Raw genomic sequence first — 14,911 nt, forward strand, 5'->3', positions numbered from 1 at the left:
AGGACCGATCTTCATTTCAGGCTTCTTCCAGTTCGACCAACGCACTGCCTTCGCTGACCATTTCGCCTTCCTGGCAATACAACGCCTTGATCACCCCGGCGTGTGGCGCACGAATGCTGTGCTCCATCTTCATCGCTTCCAGCACCACCAGCTGCGCCCCGGCTTCGACCGCTTGCCCGGCTTCCACCAGCACCCGCACGATGCTGCCGTTCATGGGGGCAGTGAGCCCGCCGTGATGGCTGTGACTGGCTTCGACGGCGCCGATCGGGTCGTAGGCCTCGATGCGGCGCAATTCACCCTCCCATTGCAGATACACAATGCCGTCGCGGCGGATTGCCCGATGCTGGAGGCGCACGCCGTTGTGTTCGGTCAGCAGTTGCTCGCCTTTGAGTTGGGCGCTTTGGGCAGTGCGGTCGCCCAACGTCAATGCACGGTCCTGACCTTCACAACTCAGGTGCAAGGTGACTTCGGTCGGCAGGCCGGCCCGAAAACCGTTGCTGTCGGCCCAAGGCGAACTGAGGTCATCAACCCGCGGTGAACGAGGCTGGCTCTGGGCGAACGCCTGCGCTGCGGCTTGCCAGAATTCATCGCTGAGCGGCGAAGGTTCCGGCAGCAGTTGCTCCTGATAACGCGGAATAAACCCGGTATCCAGTTCTGCCGCTGCAAACGCCGGATGACCAACGATTCGACGCAGGAAATTGATGTTGGTCTTGAGCCCGCCAATCGCGAACTCATCGAGCATGCTCAACAAGCGCAGGCGCGCCTGCTCACGATCCTCACCCCAGGCAATCAGCTTGCCGAGCATCGGGTCGTAGAACGGCGAAATCTCATCGCCTTCTTCAACACCGCTGTCGACCCGTCGTCCCGGACCTTCAGCAGACTCTCGATACAGCTCCAGACGCCCGGTGGCCGGCAGGAAATCATTGCCCGGATCTTCGGCATACAGACGCACTTCAATCGCATGACCGATCAACGGCACCTGGTCCTGGGTCATCGGCAGCGCTTCACCCCGTGCTACGCGAATCTGCCAGGCCACCAGATCGAGGCCGGTGATGGCTTCGGTGACCGGGTGCTCGACTTGCAGGCGCGTGTTCATCTCCATGAAGAAGAACTCGCCGCGCGCATCCAGCAAGAATTCCACGGTGCCGGCGCCGATATAGCCGATGGCCTGCGCCGAACGCACGGCGGCTTCGCCCATGGCACGACGCTGTTCTGGACTCAGGCCTGGCGCCGGTGCCTCCTCGACGACTTTCTGGTGCCGACGCTGAATCGAGCAATCCCGCTCGTTGAGGTACAGGCAGTTGCCATGCTGATCGGCGAAGATCTGGATTTCTACGTGGCGCGGCTTCAGCAGGTATTTCTCGACCAGCATCCGCGAATCGCCGAACGAGGATTGCGCCTCACGCTGAGCCGAGGCCAGGGCTTCGGCCAGTTGGCTGACGTCCTCGACCACTTTCATGCCTTTGCCGCCGCCGCCCGCCGTCGCCTTGAGCAGCACCGGATAGCCGATGCGTTCGCAGGCGTCGCGGAAGGTGTCGAGGTCTTGAGCTTCGCCGTGATAACCCGGCACGAGTGGCACGCCAGCGGTTTCCATCAGGGCCTTGGCGGCGGACTTGCTGCCCATTGCATCGATGGCTGAGGCGGGCGGGCCGAGGAAGATCAGGCCCGCCGCTTCGATCGCACGGGCGAACCCGGCATTCTCGGACAGAAAGCCGTAGCCGGGATGAATGGCTTGAGCGCCGCTGGCCTTGGCGGCAGCGATGAGTTTGTCGATTTGCAGGTAGCTGTCGGCGGCCTTGCTGCCACCGAGGTCGACGCGGATATCCGCTTCGCGGCTGTGCCGGGCTTCACGGTCAGTGGCGCTGTGCACGGCGACGGTGGTCAGGCCCAGCGCCTTGGCGGTGCGCATCACCCGGCAAGCGATTTCGCCACGGTTGGCCACCAGCAGAGAGGTGATAACAGGTGCACTCATCAACGCGGCTCCTTGGGGGTGGTTTCGGCCTGCCAGCTCGGCGGACGTTTTTGCAGAAAGGCGCGCAGGCCTTCCTGGCCTTCGGGGCTGACGCGGATGCGCGCGATGGCGTTTTCGGTGTAGCGGCGCAGCGCCGGCGTCAGCGCACCGTTGCCGACTTCACGCAGCAAGTCTTTGCTGACGCGCATGGCCGCCGGGCTGTTGAGCAGCAGGTTGTCGATCCATTGCTCGACTTTCTGCTCCAGCTCATTGATCGGATAGCTCTCCGACAACAAACCTATTTCCCGTGCCCGCTGCCCGCCGAAACGCTCGGCGGTCAGGGCATAACGGCGCGCCGCGCGTTCGCCGATGGCTTGCACCACGAATGGGCTGATCACCGCCGGTGCCAGGCCGATACGCACTTCCGACAGGCAGAATTGCGCGTCATCGGCACCAATGGCCATATCGCAGCAACTGATCAGGCCCAGCGCGCCGCCGAACGCCGCGCCTTGTACCACGGCCAGGGTCGGCACTTTCAGCTTGGCGAGGTTGTACATCAACTCCGCCAGTTCCCGGGCGTCGTCCAGATTGGTGTGGTAATCGAGCTCGGCGGATTGCTGCATCCACGCCAGGTCGGCACCGGCGCTGAAATGCCTGCCGCGTCCGCGCACCAGCAGGAAACGCAGGCTGGCATCGCCCGAGACCTTGTCCAGGGCGAGGATCAGTTCGCGGATCATTTCAGCGTTGAAGGCGTTGTTCTTTTCTTCTCGGCTGAGCCACAGGGTGGCGAAACCCCGCGGGTCGGTCTGCAGCTCGAGGGTGTTGAAGTCGCTCATATTCGTCCGTCTCCACAACTCATGTGGGAGCGGGCTTGCTCGCGAAGAACGATAACGCGGTGCATCAGATAAACCGCGGTGAATCCTTCGCGAGCAAGCCCGCTCCCACAGAAAATCACATCCGGAACACGCCGAAGCGGCTCGGTTCGATTGGCGCGTTCAACGACGCGGACAAGGCCAGGGCCAACACGTCGCGGGTCTGCGCCGGATCAATGACACCGTCATCCCACAGCCGCGCACTGGAGTAGTAAGGGTGGCCCTGTTCTTCGTATTGATCGAGGATCGGTTGCTTGATCTCGGCTTCCTGCTCGGCGCTGAAACCCTGGCCACTGCGCTCGGCCTGTTCGCGTTTGACTTGCACCAGAACGCCTGCCGCTTGCTCGGCGCCCATCACGCCGATGCGTGCGTTAGGCCACATCCACAGGAAGCGCGGATCGTAGGCTCGCCCGCACATGCCGTAGTTACCGGCGCCGAAGCTGCCGCCGATGATCACGGTGAATTTCGGCACCTTGGCGCACGCCACGGCGGTCACCAGTTTCGCGCCGTGCTTGGCGATGCCGCCGGCCTCGTATTTCTGGCCGACCATGAAACCGGTGATGTTTTGCAGGAACAGCAACGGGATGCCGCGCTGGCAGGCCAGTTCGATGAAGTGCGCGCCTTTCTGCGCCGCTTCAGCGAACAGGATGCCGTTGTTGGCGAGGATCGCGATCGGGTAACCGTGCAGGTAGGCAAAACCGCACACCAGCGTCGTCCCGAACAGTGCCTTGAATTCGTCGAACACCGAGCCGTCTACCAGTCGCGCGATCACTTCGCGCACGTCGAACGGTTGCTTGGCGTCCGCCGACACGACGCCGTACAACTCGTCGCTGTTGTAGAGCGGGGCGATGGGCGTGCGTTGCTGGACTTCACCGAGCTTGCGCCAGTTGAGGTTGGCGATGCTGCGTCGGGCAATGGCCAAGGCGTGTTCATCGCTCTCGGCGTAGTGGTCGGCGACACCGGAAATCTTGCAGTGCACATCGGCGCCGCCCAAATCCTCGGCGCTGACCACTTCACCGGTCGCGGCTTTCACCAGCGGTGGACCGGCAAGGAAAATAGTCGCCTGTTCACGCACCATGATCGCTTCGTCAGCCATCGCCGGCACGTAAGCGCCACCGGCGGTGCACGAGCCCATGACGACGGCGATCTGCGGAATGCCCATGGCGCTCATGTTGGCCTGGTTGAAGAAGATCCGCCCGAAGTGCTCGCGGTCCGGAAACACTTCATCCTGGCGCGGCAGGTTGGCGCCGCCCGAATCCACCAGATAAATGCACGGCAAGCGATTCTGCTGGGCGATGGTCTGTGCGCGCAGGTGTTTCTTCACGGTCAGCGGGTAATACGAGCCACCTTTCACGGTGGCATCGTTGGCCACGATCATGCACTCGACGCCTTCCACACGGCCGATCCCGGCAATCACGCCAGCGGCCGGCACGTCTTCGCCATACACCTCGTAAGCCGCCAGTTGGCTGATCTCGAGAAACGGCGAGCCCGGATCGAGCAGGCGATTGATTCGCTCACGGGGCAGCAATTTGCCCCGCGAGGTGTGGCGTTCTTGCGCCTTCGGGCCGCCACCTTGCTGCACTTGCGCGAGCAGGGTGTGCAGGGCGTCGACCTGTTTGAGCATCGCCGCGCGGTTGGTCGCGAACTCCGCCGAACGGGGGTTGAGCTGGGTATGCAGGATAGCCATGGACAGCTCCGTTTCAGCGGGTTTCGTTGAACAGTTCGCGACCGATTAGCATGCGACGAATCTCACTGGTGCCGGCGCCGATTTCGTACAGCTTGGCGTCACGCAACAGACGCCCGGCCGGGAATTCGTTGATGTAGCCGTTGCCGCCGAGAATCTGGATCGCGTCGAGGGCCATTTGCGTGGCGCGTTCGGCGCTGTAGAGGATCACACCGGCGGCGTCCTTGCGCGTGGTCTCGCCGCGTTCGCAGGCTTGAGCGACGGCATACAGGTAGGCGCGGCTCGCATTGAGTTGGGTGTACATGTCGGCGACCTTGCCCTGGATCAGCTGGAACTCGCCGATGCTCTGGCCGAACTGCTTGCGGTCGTGGATGTACGGAACAATGAGATCCATGCAGGCCTGCATGATCCCGGTCGGGCCGCCCGAAAGCACGACGCGTTCATAATCGAGGCCGCTCATCAGCACTTTCACGCCACCGTTGAGTACGCCGAGAATGTTTTCTTCCGGCACTTCGACGTCATCGAAGAACAGCTCGCAGGTGTTCGAACCGCGCATGCCGAGCTTGTCGAACTTGTTACTGCGGCTGAAGCCTTTCCAGTCACGTTCGACGATGAACGCGGTGATGCCGTGGGGGCCTTTTTCCAGGTCGGTCTTGGCGTAGATCACGTAGGTGTTAGCGTCGGGGCCGTTGGTGATCCAGGTTTTGCTGCCGTTGAGAACGTAATGATCGCCACGTTTGTCGGCGCGCAGTTTCATCGACACCACGTCGGAACCGGCATTCGGTTCGCTCATGGCCAGAGCGCCGATGTGCTCGCCGCTGATCAGTTTGGGCAGGTATTTGCTTTTCTGTTCGTGATTACCGTTGCGGTTGATCTGGTTGACGCAGAGGTTGGAGTGCGCGCCGTAGGACAAGGCAACCGAGGCTGAGCCACGGCTGATTTCTTCCATGATGACCACGTGGGCCAGGTAACCCAGGCCAGCACCGCCATACTCTTCCGGCACGGTAACGCCGAGCAGGCCCATGTCGCCGAATTTGCGCCACAGGTCGGCGGGAAACAGGTTGTCGATGTCGATCTGAGCGGCGCGCGGGGCGATCTCTTTGGCGACGAAGGACTGAACCTGATCGCGCAGCATGTCGATGGTTTCACCGAGGGCAAAGTTCAGGGATGGGTAGCTCATGGGGCACCTTTTGGCTTTTTTGTAGTGTGAGGAGAGCAGTGATTCAGCTCTCACCTTTACGTTAACGTAAGCCTGTGACGAATGGCTGTCAATCACCCTTTACGTTAACGTCAACTTGAGCGAGAGTAGAGCCAGTTCATAGTAAGGCGAGCCAACCCTGTGGGAGCGGTCTTGCTTGCGAAAGCGCCGGATCAGTCGACATTGGTGCTGAATGACAGACCGCTTTCGCGAGCAAGCCCGCTCCCACAGGTGGCCGCCGTAACACCCACTAATAAAGACAATAGGGGTCGTCATGGATCAACCCAGTGCAAGCCCGCAACGCAGCTACACCCGTGGTGCTCAGGACAAAGCCTTGCTGGCGATGACCATCGGTCAGGCGTTCGATAGCACCGTCGCGAAGTACTCGGCTGGAGAGGCGTTGGTCGTGCGCCATCAACAGCTGCGTTACACCTGGCAGCAACTGTCCGATGCGGTGGACCTGCAGGCCAGGGCATTGCTGGCGCTGGGCTTGCAGGCCGGAGATCGCCTCGGCATCTGGGCGCCGAATTGCGCGCAGTGGTGCATCAGCCAGTTTGCCAGCGCGAAAATCGGCGTGATTCTGGTCAACATCAACCCGGCGTATCGCAGCTCTGAACTCGAATACGTGTTGAAGCAGTCAGGCTGCCAATGGCTGGTCTGCGCGGGCGCGTTCAAGACCTCCAACTATCACGCCATGCTGCAGGGGCTGGTGCCCGAGCTGGCAGAGCAATCCATCGGACAGTTACAAAGTGAACGCCTGCCTGAACTGCGCGGCGTCATCAGTCTGGATGCGCAACCGCCATCGGGTTTCCTGCCCTGGTCACAATTGGCCGATCTCGCGGCCGGCGTGTCCGCCGAACAACTGCGCGAGCGTCAGGACAGTCTGCACTTCGACCAACCGGTAAACATCCAGTACACCTCCGGCACCACCGGTTTCCCCAAAGGCGCGACCCTCAGCCACTACAACATTCTCAACAACGGTTACATGGTCGGCGAAAGCCTCGGCCTGACCGCCAATGATCGGCTGGTGATCCCGGTGCCGCTGTATCACTGCTTCGGCATGGTCATGGGCAACCTCGGTTGCATGACCCACGGCAGCACCATGATCTACCCCAATGATGCGTTCGATCCGTTGCTGACCCTGACCACTGTCGCCGAAGAGAAAGCCACTGCGCTCTATGGCGTGCCGACCATGTTTATCGCCATGCTCGATCAGCCGCAGCGAGCCGAGTTCGACCTGTCGACCCTGCGCACTGGAATCATGGCAGGCGCGACCTGTCCGATCGAAGTGATGCGTCGGGTCATCAACGAAATGCACATGAGCGAAGTGCAGATTGCCTACGGCATGACGGAAACAAGTCCGGTGTCTTTGCAGACCGGTCCGTCAGACGAACTGGAATTGCGCGTCACCACGGTCGGCCGTACCCAGCCGCAACTGGAAAGCAAAATCATCGACGAGGCGGGCAACCTGGTGCCGCGCGGCACGATTGGCGAACTCTGCACTCGCGGCTACAGCGTGATGCTTGGTTACTGGAATAACCCCGAGGGCACCGCGGACGCGATCGACCAGGCCGGCTGGATGCACACCGGTGACCTGGCGAGCATGAACGACGAAGGCTACGTGTGCATTGCCGGACGCAACAAGGACATGATCATTCGCGGCGGTGAGAATATTTACCCGCGGGAGCTGGAAGAGTTCTTCTTTACCCACCCGGCGGTGGCGGACGTGCAAGTGATCGGTATTCCGTGTTCGCGCTATGGCGAAGAGATTGTCGCCTGGATCAAGTTCCACCCGGGCCACAGCGCCACCGAGCAGGAGCTGCAAGCCTGGTGCAAGGAGCGCATCGCGCACTTCAAGACGCCGCGTTACTTCAAATTCGTCGAGGAATTTCCGATGACGGTGACCGGCAAGATCCAGAAGTTCCGGATGCGCGAGATCAGTATCGAGGAGCTCAAAGCGATACCGTAAGAGCCGGCTTGCTGGCGATGCAGGCGCCGCGGTCCATCATACAGACCGCGTCATCGTTCATCGCTAGCAAGCCAGCTCCCACAAGATCAAGAATTCTGAATCGCAAAAAGCACAAAGGGGAGCCGAAGCTCCCCTTTAATTTTCGTTGCGCGTGCTCTTTTTTTATTATTGAGGGGCGGTCTGTTTTTGTTTTTGGCAACCGTGACCCTTTACCGCTGTTTTTATCGATCCCCATCCGGGATCAAGAGCAAACGTATTTTTTTGAGCGCTGATCTGCTTTTTCGCTGAGCGATCCAACCAGTTCGGGAGCTACCTGAAGGTAGTTTTATTGTTCTCTGCCCGGTTGCGGGTTACTCCGAAAAGCACCCTGAAAAGCACACCTTCTCCAAAAAAATCTGTTAGCTGCGTCTCTGCCGTGTTGTTCTTGTTATGTCAGAGTCGTTTCGTCTTATTTTTATTGGTTTGCTGCTTTTTATTCTTGTTATGCCATAGAGATAGCAGAAGCCGTGCCAACTTTTAAAATTCCTTTAGAATCAATGGCTTGAGTTTTTGTCGGATTTTTCTCTCAGTCAAAACCCGACAATTTGTTTCCGTGTTACTCGGTTAAGCCCCACATTTCAGATTTGGCGGTAACACCCGGACACATCCGCGCACTTATTGCGCGCTACGAACCTTGGCCACGCGCGAGCCGGTCGGACGGCCCAGTACTGTGCAAATCTGCTGACCAGCCAGAATCAAGGCGTCCAGGTCGATACCGGTATCGATACCCAAACCATTCAACAGATAAACCACGTCTTCAGTGGCAACGTTACCGCTGGCGCCCTTGGCGTATGGGCAGCCGCCGAGGCCGGCGATGGAGCTGTCGAACACGGCGATGCCTTCGAGCAGGCTGGCGTAGATATTGGCCATGGCCTGGCCGTAAGTGTCGTGGAAGTGCCCGGCGAGTTTTTCTCGCGGTATGTCGGCGGACACCACGTCGAACATCTTGCGCGTCGCGCCTGCCGTGCCGGTACCGATGGTGTCGCCCAGCGAGATTTCGTAGCAGCCCATGGCGTAGAGCTCCCGGGCGACTCGGGCAACCTGCTCGGGTGCGACATGGCCTTCGTAAGGGCAACCCAGCACGCACGATACGTAACCGCGCACACTGACGCCATGCTGTTTGGCAGCCTCCATGATCGGCGCGAAGCGCTCCAGGCTTTCGCTGATCGAGCAATTGATGTTGCGCTGGGAGAAGGCTTCGGAGGCCGCGGCGAACACCGCGACTTCCTTGACCCCGGCGGCGATCGCATCTTCGAAGCCGCGCAGGTTGGGGGCGAGGGCGCCGTAGGTCACGCCCGGTTTGCGCTGGATCTGCGCGAAGACGTCGGCGGACCCGGCCATCTGCGGCACCCATTTGGGCGAGACGAAACTGCCGACTTCTATATAGCTGAGGCCGGCAGCGGTCAGCGCGTCGACCAGTTGCACCTTGTCGGCGACGCTGATCGGTTGGGCTTCGTTTTGCAGGCCGTCGCGGGGGCCGACTTCGACCAGGCGTACGTGGGAGGGAAGGGACATGGGATTCACCTGTTTGAAAGGGTGAACGAAGATCCCGCGTGGGAGCGGGCTTGCTCGCGAATACGGTGGTCAGTCGACATCCATGCTGGATGAAATTCCGCATTCGCGAGCAAGCCCGCTCCCACGCTGGATCTTCGTATGATTATTGAATTGCCGGCTGGCTTTTCATCGTCTGTTCCAGCGCCTGGGTGCAGCGCTCCTGCGCCGTGTCCAGTTCCAGCTTCATCTGTTCGATGTCGAGCATCTGCTGCTCCAGCTGCTCGCGGCGCTCGGCGATTTTGTTGAGCATGGTTTGCAGTTGTTTCTGGTTACCGCCGGTGGGGTCGTAGAGTTCGATCAGCTCACGGCATTCGGCCAGGGAGAAGCCAATGCGCTTGCCCCTCAGGATCAGCTTCAGGCTGACTTTGTCCCGGGGCGAATAGATGCGTTCCTGGCCACGGCGCTCGGGGCTGAGCAGGCCTTGCTCTTCATAAAAGCGAATGGCCCGCGTAGTGATGTCGAGTTCCCGGGCGAGGTCGGAAATGCTGTAGGTCTGGCTGCTCATGGGCGCGCTCGAAAAAGGTCATGGCGCTAAGCTAATGTCAGGTTGACGTTTACGTCAAGGGGTAGGGTTTTGTGGTGTTCCAACTGGCCTCTTCGCGAGCAAGCCCGCTCCCACATTTCAACGCGTTCCTTCAGAAAGAATGCGGTCGAATGTGGGGGCGGGCTTGCTCGCGATGAGGCCGCCTCGGTCTCGGCTCCTAAACCTTATCAAGCTTCTTCTCATGCGCCGTTACCTGCTGGCACAACTCGATCATCTGCTCGCGCATCCAGCGGTTGGCCGGGTCCTGGTCGGTGCTTTCATGCCAGTAGAGGTGGGTTTCCACCGGCGGTACATCGTTGACCGGCAGGTTCACCGAATACAGATCATGACGACGGGCGAAGCGTTCCGGCACGGTCATGACCATGTCGGTCTGTTGCAACACCTGCGACGCCATCAGGTAATGCTGGGAACGCAAGGCGATCTTGCGCTGGATGCCCATTTTTCCGAGTGCGAGGTCTACATGGCCGAGACCGCTGCGGCGGCTGGAAATATGAATGTGGGTCAGCGACAGGTAATCATCGAGTGTGAATTTCTCTTTGCCCGCCAGCGGATGGCCCTTGCGCATGGCACACACGTAACGGTCTTCCATCAACTTGACGTGACGCACCTGTGGGTCGGTGTTGAGCGGCGCGTCCACCGCAAAGTCGAGACGCCCGGCCGCCAGTTCCTTGGTGGTCTCGCGGCGCTTGGACAGAAAGCTTTCGATGATCACCGTCGGCGCCAGGCGTCGCAGGCGCTGGAAGAGCGGCGGCAGGATCACCGCTTCGGTGAGGTCGGTCATGCTGATGCGGTAAGTCTTGACTGCCTGCAGCGGGTTGAAGATGCGGCTTTCCTGCACCGATACCCGCAGCAGAGACAGGGCATTGCGCACCGGACCGATGATGTTTTGCGCCATCGGCGTGGGCACCATGCCCTGGGCCGTGCGAACGAAGAGGGGATCGTTGAAGGTCTCGCGCAAGCGTGCCAGAGCGTTTGAGACCGCCGGCTGGGTAATGCCGACAATCTGTCCGGCGCGGGTCAGGTTTGCTTCGGTGTAGATCGCGTCGAAGACGATGAAAAGGTTGAGGTCGACCTTGCTCAGATTCATTGCGCTGCACTCTTATTGTTGGGGCATTTTGATGAGGCCGGGGGCCTCGGCAATCACCCGATCATATATCGGTGATGAATGTTAATACACGCCGAGAATAGGCTAGGTAAATTTTCGTAGCTGTTCTAGCATCGATTGCATGACCTAAACAACCTCCCTCAAGAAGGTAGCTGCTCATGGATTTCGCTTATTCGCCCAAGGTGCAAGAACTGCGTGAGCGCGTGACCGCGTTCATGGACACCTACGTTTATCCCGCCGAAGCCGTGTTCGAGCGCCAGGTTGCCGAGGGCGACCGTTGGCAGCCGACTGCGATCATGGAAGAACTCAAACTCAAGGCCAAGGCCGAAGGCCTGTGGAATTTGTTTCTGCCTGAGTCCGAACTCGGCGCCGGCCTGACCAACCTCGAATACGCACCCTTGGCAGAAATCATGGGCCGCTCGCTGCTGGGCCCCGAGCCGTTCAACTGCTCGGCGCCCGACACCGGCAACATGGAAGTGCTGGTGCGTTACGCCAACGAAGCACAGAAACGACGCTGGCTCGAACCGCTGCTGCGCGGTGAAATCCGCTCGGCGTTCGCCATGACCGAGCCGGACGTGGCGTCCTCCGACGCCACCAACATGGCCGCCCGCGCCGTGCGTGACGGTGACGAGTGGGTGATCAACGGCAAGAAATGGTGGACCTCGGGTGCCTGCGATCCACGCTGCAAGATTCTGATCTTCATGGGCCTGAGCAATCCCGACGCGCCGCGCCACGCCCAGCATTCCATGATTCTGGTGCCGGTGGATGCCCCTGGCGTGAAGATCGTTCGTCCGCTGCCGGTGTTCGGTTACGACGACGCGCCACACGGTCACGCTGAAGTGCTGTTCGAAAATGTCCGGGTGCCGTACGAAAACGTTCTGCTGGGTGAAGGACGCGGCTTCGAAATCGCACAGGGTCGTCTTGGCCCGGGCCGGATTCACCACTGCATGCGTTCGATCGGCATGGCCGAGCGTGCACTGGAACTGATGTGCAAACGCGCGGTAAATCGCACGGCGTTCGGCAAGCCGTTGGCGCGTCTGGGCGGCAACATCGACAAGATCGCCGACTCGCGGATGGAAATCGACATGGCACGCCTGCTGACTTTGAAAGCGGCGTACATGATGGACACCGTCGGCAACAAAGTGGCGAAGAGCGAAATCGCGCAGATCAAAGTGGTCGCACCGAACGTGGCCCTGCGCGTTATCGATCGGGCCATCCAGATCCATGGCGGGGCAGGGGTTTCCAACGATTTCCCGCTGGCCTACATGTACGCGATGCAGCGCACCCTGCGCCTTGCCGACGGCCCGGACGAAGTGCACCGCGCGGCAATCGGCAAGTTCGAGATCGGCAAGTACGTGCCAAAGGAAATGCTGCGTAGCAACCACTAAAACTGTAGGAGCGAGCTTGCTCGCGATGGTCTCCAACAATGACGCGTTTATGCTGGATAAACGCGGTGTTTTGGAGGTCATCGCGAGCGAGCTCGCTCCTACAATAATCAAGACCTCAGTCGAGTATTGGCAGCCCGAAAAAGGCCCGCGCGCATGCGGTGCTGTGAGCCGCCAGTTCTTCCTCGCTTTCCCCGCGATGCAACGCCACTTCCCGCAACACTTCAGTCAGATACGCCGGTTCGTTACGGCCATTCTTCGGCTTGGGCCGCAGGCTGCGCGGCAACAGATACGGCGCATCGCTCTCCAGCATCAACCGCCCGCGCTTGATTTCTTTCACCAGCGGATGCAAATGCGTGCCGCGACGCTCGTCGCAGATCCAGCCGGTGATGCCGATGTGCAAGTCCAGGTCGAGGTAGCTGAACAGCGCTTTTTTCTCGCCAGTGAAGCAATGCACCACGGCAGCCGGCAACTGGTCGCGGTAGTCGCGGAGGATTTCCAGCAAGCGTTGACTGGCGTCGCGCTCGTGGAGAAACACCGGCAATTGCAGTTCGACCGCCATCGCCAAGTGCTCTTCGAGGACTTTTTCCTGTTGCGGACGCGGCGAAAAATCGCGATTGAAATCCAGCCCGCATTCACCCACGGCCACCACGTTCGGCTCTTTGAGCAAACTGCGTAGACGCTGGGCACTGTCGGCGTTCCAGTCGCTGGCCGAGTGAGGATGAATGCCGGCGGTGGCGAACAGCCGTTGCGCTGTGTCATCCAGTTGCTGGCACAGTTCCAGCGCCTGTTCACTGCCTTCGACACTGGTGCCGGTGAGCACCAATTGGCAGACGCCGGCGGCATATGCGCGGTCGAGTACAGCCCGGTGTTTGTCGGCAAAACTGGGGTTGGTCAGGTTGACGCCGATATCGATGAGTTGCATGGTGCTACCTCGGACCAAAGGCCGGAAAGCATATCAGAGCTGTAGATTTATAAGAAAAGCCAAGAACTACAACGAGTTAAAGCTGTCTTTTGATGCCGCGAGGCAAGCCGGGGTGGTCAGTGTGCCATCACTGTGCCAGTCTTTCGCACTTTGCCAGCGCTCAAGCGCTCTGTTTCTGTCGTTCGATTTCACTCATTTTTTGAAATCGGCCCAGTATTCTTTCCGGAGAGTGGATGACACGTCCCTCGATTTTGTTACTGCTGTGTGGTTCGTTGCTGCTGCCGATGCCGGCGGTTGCGCGTCTGGCCGGCCCGCTGCAAGCCGTGCCAGCAGCCAAGGTGCGCGACCTGCAGGAAATCCGCAGCAGCCGTGTGCTGAAGGTGCTGGTCAACCAGAGCCGCAACAGCTCCGGCGAAGTCCAGGGCCAGGCCATCGGCGTCGAATACCATCGGTTGCGCGCGTTCGAGCAATACCTCAATGGCCACGCCCGCGACGGTCAGGAAGTCACCCTCAAGATCATCCCCAAAGCCAAGGATCAACTGCTCGGCGCATTACAGCGCGGGGAGGGCGATCTGGTTGCGCCGGGGGAATTGCTCGATCTGCAACCGGGTTACGCCGTCAGCACCAGTGAGCCCATTGCCAGCAACATCCCGCTGGTATTGGTCGGGATCAAAGGCGAGAAACGCTACACCCACCTCGAACAACTTTCCGGCAAAACACTGGCATTGCCCACCGGCAGCGCCGCCGGTGAAGCGATCAGTCAGATCAATCAAAAACTCGCCCTGCACAAACTGGCCCCGGTGAAGATCGAGTGGGTCGATCCGAGCCTGGCGGTCGAAGACGTGCTGGAAATGGTTCAGGGCGGCATCTTTCACCTGACGATCGTCGAGCAACCGATTGCCGAGCGCTGGGGCAAGATCCTGCCCAAGCTACGCTTCGATCGGCAGGTGCTGATCAGCGAGCCGGGCGAAGAGTTCTGGTTTGTGCGTCGCGACGCCTCGATGCTGCGGGCCAGTATCGACCGCTTCCTCACCGGTTACAAAAAGCCCTCGGATCAGGACGCGGCGTTCCTGAGGATCTATCGGCGCCTGTATCAAGTGCACTATCCATTGGCCAAGGCAAATCGCCAGCGGCTGGAAAAACTTCGACCGGTGCTGCAGAAACACGCTGCTGCCCAAGGCATGGACTGGCTTAACCTGGCGGCACTGGCGTTCAAGGAATCCGCGCTACAACCCAATGCCCGCAGCGGAAGCGGCCCCACCGGCCTGATGCAGATCACGCCGTCCGCGGCCCAGCGTGTGGGGGTCAGTAATATTCAGGACCTCGATGCCAACGTGCAGGCCGGGGCCAAGTACCTGGCGATGATCCGCCGCAAGTTTTTTGCCAGCCCCAAACTCAACGAGCGTGAGCGCATGGCGTTCGTGCTGGCGGCCTACAACATCGGGCCAGAGCGGGTTCAGGGCATGCGCGCCGAAGCCCGGCGCCGGGGTCTGAACCCCAATCAATGGTTCTTCCAGGTCGAGCGCATCGCCATGGAGCAGGTGGGAATGGGCCCCGTCAGCTATGTTAATAGCGTGAACAAGTATTACCTGGCGTTCGATCGGGAACGGGAGTCGTTGGAGCCCCAGGGGCAGAAAGTGGCCTTACGGAAATGATCGACTAAACTGATCGTTATGGCGAAAAAA

The 14,911-nt window shown here is 60.2% G+C and carries 11 protein-coding genes; 3 read left to right on the plus strand and 8 right to left on the minus strand.

The window, feature by feature from the left end:
* Window positions 1–16: 16 nt before the first annotated feature.
* The 4 genes from PMI01S_RS11085 to PMI01S_RS11100 form a co-directional block, all read right to left on the minus strand.
* Window positions 17–1,972, minus strand: a complete 1,956-nt coding sequence (locus tag PMI01S_RS11085) for an acetyl/propionyl/methylcrotonyl-CoA carboxylase subunit alpha (RefSeq protein WP_084319854.1) — start codon at window positions 1,970–1,972, stop codon at window positions 17–19.
* Complete coding sequence (locus tag PMI01S_RS11090) at window positions 1,972–2,787, minus strand: gamma-carboxygeranoyl-CoA hydratase (protein ID WP_084319856.1); 816 nt, start codon at window positions 2,785–2,787, stop codon at window positions 1,972–1,974. Before PMI01S_RS11090 ends, PMI01S_RS11085 begins: the two co-directional genes overlap by 1 nt.
* A gap of 115 nt (window positions 2,788–2,902) precedes the next feature.
* Entirely contained in the window at window positions 2,903–4,510 is a 1,608-nt protein-coding gene (locus PMI01S_RS11095; protein WP_084319858.1) for a carboxyl transferase domain-containing protein, read from the minus strand.
* Window positions 4,511–4,523: 13 nt separating this feature from the next.
* Entirely contained in the window at window positions 4,524–5,687 is a 1,164-nt protein-coding gene (locus tag PMI01S_RS11100; protein ID WP_017339825.1) for an isovaleryl-CoA dehydrogenase, read from the minus strand.
* Between the two features lie 292 nt (window positions 5,688–5,979).
* Here PMI01S_RS11100 and PMI01S_RS11105 point away from each other — a divergent pair, with 292 nt between their 5' ends.
* Window positions 5,980–7,674, plus strand: coding sequence for an AMP-binding protein (locus tag PMI01S_RS11105; protein WP_084319860.1), 1,695 nt, complete (start codon window positions 5,980–5,982; stop codon window positions 7,672–7,674).
* A 654-nt stretch (window positions 7,675–8,328) separates the two neighbouring features.
* On the opposite strand, the gene PMI01S_RS11110 is transcribed toward PMI01S_RS11105, so the two are convergent.
* The 3 genes from PMI01S_RS11110 to PMI01S_RS11120 form a co-directional block, all read right to left on the minus strand.
* Window positions 8,329–9,228: a hydroxymethylglutaryl-CoA lyase gene (locus PMI01S_RS11110; protein WP_084319862.1), complete on the minus strand. Its 900-nt coding sequence runs from the start codon at window positions 9,226–9,228 to the stop codon at window positions 8,329–8,331.
* A gap of 142 nt (window positions 9,229–9,370) precedes the next feature.
* Complete coding sequence (locus PMI01S_RS11115) at window positions 9,371–9,772, minus strand: MerR family transcriptional regulator (RefSeq protein ID WP_084319864.1); 402 nt, start codon at window positions 9,770–9,772, stop codon at window positions 9,371–9,373.
* Between the two features lie 196 nt (window positions 9,773–9,968).
* Window positions 9,969–10,898: a LysR family transcriptional regulator gene (locus PMI01S_RS11120; RefSeq protein WP_008148497.1), complete on the minus strand. Its 930-nt coding sequence runs from the start codon at window positions 10,896–10,898 to the stop codon at window positions 9,969–9,971.
* 176 nt (window positions 10,899–11,074) lie between these two features.
* Here PMI01S_RS11120 and PMI01S_RS11125 point away from each other — a divergent pair, with 176 nt between their 5' ends.
* Window positions 11,075–12,304 carry an acyl-CoA dehydrogenase gene (locus PMI01S_RS11125; RefSeq protein WP_084319866.1) on the plus strand — a complete coding sequence of 410 codons (1,230 nt, stop codon included), beginning with the start codon at window positions 11,075–11,077 and terminating at the stop codon, window positions 12,302–12,304.
* 115 nt (window positions 12,305–12,419) lie between these two features.
* Here the strand turns inward: PMI01S_RS11125 and PMI01S_RS11130 are convergent, their stop codons facing one another.
* A complete protein-coding gene (locus PMI01S_RS11130) occupies window positions 12,420–13,226 on the minus strand; it encodes a TatD family hydrolase (protein WP_084319868.1) in 807 nt (268 codons plus the stop codon).
* A gap of 233 nt (window positions 13,227–13,459) precedes the next feature.
* Between PMI01S_RS11130 and PMI01S_RS11135 the strand changes: the two genes are divergently transcribed.
* Window positions 13,460–14,881: an MltF family protein gene (locus PMI01S_RS11135; protein ID WP_084319870.1), complete on the plus strand. Its 1,422-nt coding sequence runs from the start codon at window positions 13,460–13,462 to the stop codon at window positions 14,879–14,881.
* The last annotated feature ends 30 nt before the right edge of the window (window positions 14,882–14,911 follow it).

It is taken from the genome of Pseudomonas migulae NBRC 103157 (assembly GCF_002091715.1).
Classification (GTDB): domain Bacteria; phylum Pseudomonadota; class Gammaproteobacteria; order Pseudomonadales; family Pseudomonadaceae; genus Aquipseudomonas; species Aquipseudomonas migulae_A.

Excerpts from the sequence above, each read along its gene's own strand:
- PMI01S_RS11085 (WP_084319854.1), bottom strand. The coding sequence starts at position 1,972 with ATGAGTGCACCTGTTATCACCTCTCTGCTGGTGGCCAACCGTGGCGAA.
- PMI01S_RS11090 (WP_084319856.1), bottom strand. The coding sequence starts at position 2,787 with ATGAGCGACTTCAACACCCTCGAGCTGCAGACCGACCCGCGGGGTTTC.
- PMI01S_RS11095 (WP_084319858.1), bottom strand. The coding sequence starts at position 4,510 with ATGGCTATCCTGCATACCCAGCTCAACCCCCGTTCGGCGGAGTTCGCG.
- PMI01S_RS11100 (WP_017339825.1), bottom strand. The coding sequence starts at position 5,687 with ATGAGCTACCCATCCCTGAACTTTGCCCTCGGTGAAACCATCGACATG.
- PMI01S_RS11105 (WP_084319860.1), top strand. The coding sequence starts at position 5,980 with ATGGATCAACCCAGTGCAAGCCCGCAACGCAGCTACACCCGTGGTGCT.
- PMI01S_RS11110 (WP_084319862.1), bottom strand. The coding sequence starts at position 9,228 with ATGTCCCTTCCCTCCCACGTACGCCTGGTCGAAGTCGGCCCCCGCGAC.
- PMI01S_RS11115 (WP_084319864.1), bottom strand. The coding sequence starts at position 9,772 with ATGAGCAGCCAGACCTACAGCATTTCCGACCTCGCCCGGGAACTCGAC.
- PMI01S_RS11120 (WP_008148497.1), bottom strand. The coding sequence starts at position 10,898 with ATGAATCTGAGCAAGGTCGACCTCAACCTTTTCATCGTCTTCGACGCG.
- PMI01S_RS11125 (WP_084319866.1), top strand. The coding sequence starts at position 11,075 with ATGGATTTCGCTTATTCGCCCAAGGTGCAAGAACTGCGTGAGCGCGTG.
- PMI01S_RS11130 (WP_084319868.1), bottom strand. The coding sequence starts at position 13,226 with ATGCAACTCATCGATATCGGCGTCAACCTGACCAACCCCAGTTTTGCC.
- PMI01S_RS11135 (WP_084319870.1), top strand. The coding sequence starts at position 13,460 with ATGACACGTCCCTCGATTTTGTTACTGCTGTGTGGTTCGTTGCTGCTG.